The organism is Klebsiella sp. AqSCr (genome assembly GCF_008452795.1).
In the GTDB taxonomy this organism is placed as follows: domain Bacteria; phylum Pseudomonadota; class Gammaproteobacteria; order Enterobacterales; family Enterobacteriaceae; genus Klebsiella; species Klebsiella pneumoniae.
On the sequence record NZ_MJDM01000034.1, the window covers coordinates 1 to 587 of the forward strand.

The 587-nt window shown below is 45.5% G+C and carries 2 protein-coding genes; both read right to left on the reverse strand.

Annotation, left to right across the window (positions count from 1 at the left end):
- The coding region (locus BHE81_RS25925; RefSeq protein ID WP_020315093.1) for a TraC family protein at positions 1–329 on the reverse strand (329 nt) is incomplete at its 3' end.
- 71 nt (positions 330–400) lie between these two features.
- Positions 401–587 (reverse strand): hypothetical protein (locus BHE81_RS25930; RefSeq protein ID WP_020315744.1); only part of this gene is annotated, 187 nt, incomplete at its 5' end.

The following is a 587-nucleotide window of genomic DNA, read 5'->3' on the forward strand; positions in this document are numbered from 1 at the left end:
TCATTGCCGACCAGTTTGCTGGAGACCAGATGAAAACTGACCGGGACGCCCCGGGGAAGTTTGCTGCGCAGTAAATGCTCCAGTGTGGCGACGATACTTTTATCCGCACCGGGTAAAGGACGCGCCTCAAACATAAAACCGACGGTTTTGTTATTAATAAACAGACCGGTCGCGGAATCATAATCCTTATAGGGCAGAATACGGCTGAACTGGGGGAAATTCATGCTGCCCAGCGTGTCATTGGCTTTCGCGGATTCGTCGGGCAGCTTCAGTGCTGACACCAGTGAATTCACAGCCTGGGTGACGGCATCGATAATGTTATTACTCATGCGGGCGTTCCTTTAAGAGCAATTCAAAACAACAAGGGTAATAAATGGCAAGAAGAATATTCACAGCCGCACTAGAAACTCCTTCTTATAATGGAAAATACAGGAATGAAAAACAATAAACACATGGAAGCAATAATCTGACCCGTAAAGATCGCATCCAACAACATCGCCCCTTGCCACAAACAAATAAGCAGAGTGATAAATAATAAAACCACATGAAAGAAAACAATCAGGAACAGAATGTTCGCTGAGAACTCC